Raw genomic sequence first — 4,438 nt, forward strand, 5'->3', positions numbered from 1 at the left:
GTCGGCGGTAGGTGGCGAGCGCCTGTCCGACGACCTGGTCCATGTTGTAGTAGCGGTAGGTGGCGAGGCGGCCGACGAAGATCACGTTCGGCTCAGCCAGGGCGAGGGCCTCGTACCGCTTGTAAAGCTGCTGATTTTCGGGCCGGGGGATGGGATAATAGGGATCGCCCTCCGCCGCCGGATATTCGATCGTGATGCTGGTGACCGGTGACTGCTGCCCGGTCAGATGCTTGTACTCGGTGATGCGCGTGTGCGGCACCGCCTCGTCCGGATAGTTGACGACGGCGACCGCCTGATGGCGCTCGACGGGCAGCGTGCGATGTTCGAAGCAAAGCGAGCGATACGGCAGGCGGCCATGGCAATAGCCGAAATATTCGTCGATCGGCCCGGTATAGACCAGCCGGTCGTACGACACCGCCGCTGCCGCCTCGGCAAAGTCGGTGCCCGTTCGCACGGTGATGTTGGGATGATCCAGCATCGCGGCGAACATGGCGCTGTACCCGGCGGCGGGCATCGCCTGGTGCCGGTCGGTGAAGTAGCGGTCGTCGGTGGAAGTGCGGGTGGGCACGCGCGCGGTGACCGACTTGTCGAGCGCGCTCGGGTCCAGTCCCCATTGCTTGCGGGTATAGCCGCGAAAGAAGGTGCGATAGAGTTCCTGCCCGACCGCGGAGACGACCACATCCTCCGACGTGCGCACCTCGGCCACCGGCTCGGCGCGCGCGGCGAGAAAGGCGGCGGCATCCGCATCGGTCTCCAGCCCGGCATCGTAGAGCGCGTTCAGCGTGGTGCGGTTAATCGGCACGGGGACGCGCTTCCCATCGACATCGGCCAGTACACGATGTTCGTAAGCGCGCCACGCCGTGAAGTTCGACAGATAGGCGAACACCTCGTCCGAATTGGTGTGAAAGATGTGCGGGCCGTAGCGGTGGATCAGGATGCCGCTGTCATCGGTCGTGTCATAGGCATTGCCGGCGATGTGGGGACGGCGATCGATGACCAACACCCGCTTGCCGCCGTCCGCGGCCAGTCGTTCGGCCATCACCGCGCCGGCGAAACCGGCACCGACGACCAGATAGTCATAGTGCGGCCGCTCGGCCCGGGCGGCGAGATGCGCCCTCGCCGCCGTCGCCTCGTCGATCGCCGCCATCATGTCGGCGGCGGTCGCGTCCCAGGACGTAGCGGCCAGAACGGTATCGGCGGCATCGCGCCAGCCGCGATCCCGGCCGCGGACGAGCGCCAGCGCCTCCTCGCACGCCTGGACGAAGCGCGCGCCGCGGCCGGCGATCTTGACCGCGTCCAGCGTGCCATAGTGCCGCGCGACATCGACGATCGGGGTGGAGACGACCGGCCGGCCGGCGGCAAGATATTCGGGGGTCTTGGTCGGGCTGATGAAGCGGGTGGCTTCGTTCAGCGCGAACGGCATCAGCGTCACGTCCCACCGGGCGATGGTGGCAGGCAGCTCGTCATAGCTGCGCTGTCCGGGATAGAGGATGTTGGCACGCCGAGGCAGGTCGGCAGGATCGATCTTCACGACCGGCCCGACCATCTCGATCGTCCAGTCGGGGCGGGCATCGGCCAGTTCGGCGAGCAGGTCGAGGTCCATGCGCTCGTCCAGCACGCCGTAGAAGCCGAAGCGCGGGGCGGGCTCCCGCCCCGGTTCCCTATCGCGCGCGGCGGCGAAATGGGCGACATCGACGCTGGAGGGGAAGGGGCGCACGTCCGGGTGACGCTCGCGCTTGGCTTCGTACAAGCTGTATCCGCCGGTGAAGACCAGATCGGCAGCGGCGAGCAGCTCGGTTTCCAGCGCAAGCAGTTCGGGCGGCGCGAAGCGGAAGGCGGACAGTTCGTCCATGCAGTCATACACGGTGCAGGCCGAGGCGACATGGCGCGAAAAGCCGAGCATCATCGGCGTGTAGTACCAGCGCACCGCCACTGCGCCTTCCAGCGCCAGGAAATCATCGAGCAGGCGGCGCAGTGCCGCGTCCGCGTCTCCGGCGGACAGGCCGTGCGGCAGATGCGGGGTCACGACGTGAATCGCCCCCGCGGCGCGCAACGCCAGGCGGGGGGCGTCCGCATCGCCGATCACTGGCTCCTCCCACACCACCACCCGGTGGGTGGCGGCAAAGCGCGTCATCAGATGCTGGGGCCGCTGGAACACGAAGTCCCAGCGCAAGTGGCAGAAGCACAGCAACAGCGGCGACACGCCGCCGGCGGGAAGGCCACCCATGGGCATGTCGTCGGCGACAGGCGGTACGCGCAAATCTTTATCTCCTGGGCCCCCGCCCGTTCCGGGCGTAGCGCGTCCCGCGGCGACAAACGCTAACCAATATCAACAACTTGCCCGTTGGCCCTGCGGTCCGGCGCTGGCACAGCAACAACATGTCGAAAAATCGCCTGTCATGGATCGCCGTGGCCCCGGACGCGCCCTACTTCATCGACGGGGACGGCGCGGACTGGACCCCGATCGGGCAGAACGACGCGATAAGCTGGCCCGAACTCGCAGCCTTGTTCCGGCGTCGCGACCTGCCCGCGGTGGAGGCGCATCTGCGCTGGCTGGTCGAACACGGGGTCACCTGCCTGCGGTTGATGATCGAATATGCGCAGGTGCGGCATCGCTACTTCGAGCGGCCGGCCGGCACCACGGTGCCCGCCATGGTGCGGTTGTGGGACGATCTGTTCGCGATGTGCGAGCGGGTGGGGATGCGCATCCTGCTGACCCCGGTGGATACCTTCTGGATGTGGCTGCACTGGCGGCATCATCCGTGGAATGCGGCGCATGGCGGGCCGCTGGATCACCCGTCGCGCCTGTTGCTGTGCGGCGAGACGCGCGCTGCGATCAAGGCGCGGCTGTCGTTCATCATCGGGCGCTGGGGCGGGTCGGGCGCGCTGTTCGCCTGGGACCTGTGGAACGAGATCCATCCCGCGCAGGCGGAGGGCAGGGTGGATGGCTTCGCAGCGTTCATCGCCGATCTGTCGCAGCATGTCCGTGGAATGGAACAGCGGCTGTATGGCCGCTCGCACCCGCAAACCGTGTCGCTGTTCGGACCTGAATGGTGGACCCGGCCCGACCTGCCGATCGCCGAGCCGATCTTTCGCCACCCCGATCTCGATTTCGCGTCGATCCACATCTATCGCCACGGCGCGATCGACGACCCGCGCGATACCGTCGCGCCCGCCTTGGCGATGGGTGAGGTGGTGCAGCAATGCCTGGTGGAGATCGTCGACAGTCGGCCCTTCCTGGATACCGAACATGGGCCGATCCACCGTTTCAAGGACAAGCACCAGACGCTGCCCGAGCCGTTCGATGACGAATATTTCCGGCACATGAGCTGGGCGCATCTGGCGGCTGGCGGTGCGGGGGGCGGAATGCGCTGGCCCAACCGGCATCCCCATGTGCTGACGCCGGGGATGCGCCGGGCACAGCGGGCGATGGCGGATTTCCTGCCGCTGATCGGGTGGCGGACCATGCGGCGGGCGCCGCTGGCGATCGCGGCGCGGGGCTATCGGGGTTTTGCGTGCGGCGACGCGGATCAGGCGGTGGCGTGGATCGTCCGGCGGCGCGCCTTGTTGCCGGACGGACGCGTGGACCGGGCGCCGGGCAAGCCGGTGAAGGTCGAACTGGCGATGTCGGATGGCCGTTACCGGGTGATGCACTGGGACACCGATGCCGGCCGATTGATCGCGAATGCGGAGCATGTTGCGGCAGACGGCCTGCTCCGCTTCACGGCGGAGGAGGTCTGCGGCGACCGTGCCTTTGCGGTGCGCAGGCTCGATTGAGGCCGGGCCTGCCGCCGAGGGAGGCGGCAGGACCGATCCGTCACATGCCGCCGGCGCCCTGTTGCATCCGCTCGGCTTGGGCGAGATGTTGGCGGACGATCGGCACCGCCTTCCTGGCGGTTGCCCGCAGTGGCGCCTGATCGCCGCCAGTGCCGTAGCTCTGGTGCAGATCGAGCGCGGCGCGGTGCGCCGGCACCTGCTGCGCCAGGTACAGCCGGTCGAAATCGGCGGCCGACGCCAGCTGCAGTTCGTTGATCGAGGCGGTGGCACCCGGATCGAGGGCGGGCACCGGCGGCGTCAGTCCCGCCTTGGACGCGGCGGCCAGCGTCGCGGCGGTGGTCTTTTGATGATGCTTGATCAGCATGTCGGCGTAACCGCGGATCGCCGGGTTTTGGGACTTTTCGAGCGCGACCTGACTGGAATTGATCTCATACAGGTCGCTGCGCCCGGCGGCGGTCACATAGGGGTCGGCCTGCACCTTGGCCTCGGCGGGCGGCGGCGGGGGCGGCGTCTGCGCGGTCGCGGTGACGGCAGTGCCGGCAAGCAGCAGCGCGATCGAAACAGGCATGTATCTGGTCATATGCAAAACCTTTGAAGCGTTCTGGGACGAGGCGAACGTGCGCCTCAACCGATCTGCTGGGCCTGTGCGCCGCTGTCGGGG

At 67.9% G+C, this 4,438-nt stretch carries 3 protein-coding genes; 1 reads left to right on the forward strand and 2 read right to left on the reverse strand.

Annotation, left to right across the window (positions count from 1 at the left end; genetic code table 11):
• Positions 1-2,260, reverse strand: a 2,260-nt coding sequence (gene glf / locus Q0U08_RS17975) for a UDP-galactopyranose mutase (protein ID WP_298093029.1), incomplete at its 3' end; no start/stop codon positions are given.
• Between the two features lie 119 nt (positions 2,261-2,379).
• Between glf and Q0U08_RS17980 the strand changes: the two genes are divergently transcribed.
• Entirely contained in the window at positions 2,380-3,777 is a 1,398-nt protein-coding gene (locus Q0U08_RS17980) for a hypothetical protein (RefSeq protein ID WP_298093032.1), read from the forward strand.
• Positions 3,778-3,817: 40 nt separating this feature from the next.
• Here Q0U08_RS17980 and Q0U08_RS17985 read toward each other — a convergent pair whose 3' ends face one another.
• Positions 3,818-4,345, reverse strand: coding sequence for a DUF4142 domain-containing protein (locus Q0U08_RS17985; RefSeq protein WP_298093034.1), 528 nt, complete (start codon positions 4,343-4,345; stop codon positions 3,818-3,820).
• Positions 4,346-4,438 lie beyond the last annotated feature (93 nt).

The sequence above is a fragment of the uncultured Sphingomonas sp. genome, assembly GCF_946477935.1.
GTDB lineage: Bacteria > Pseudomonadota > Alphaproteobacteria > Sphingomonadales > Sphingomonadaceae > Sphingomonas.

What these genes read in the sequence shown, in the direction of transcription:
- Q0U08_RS17980 (WP_298093032.1), top strand. Translation starts at nt 2,380, where the DNA reads ATGTCGAAAAATCGCCTGTCATGGATCGCCGTGGCCCCGGACGCGCCC.
- Q0U08_RS17985 (WP_298093034.1), bottom strand. Translation starts at nt 4,345, where the DNA reads ATGCCTGTTTCGATCGCGCTGCTGCTTGCCGGCACTGCCGTCACCGCG.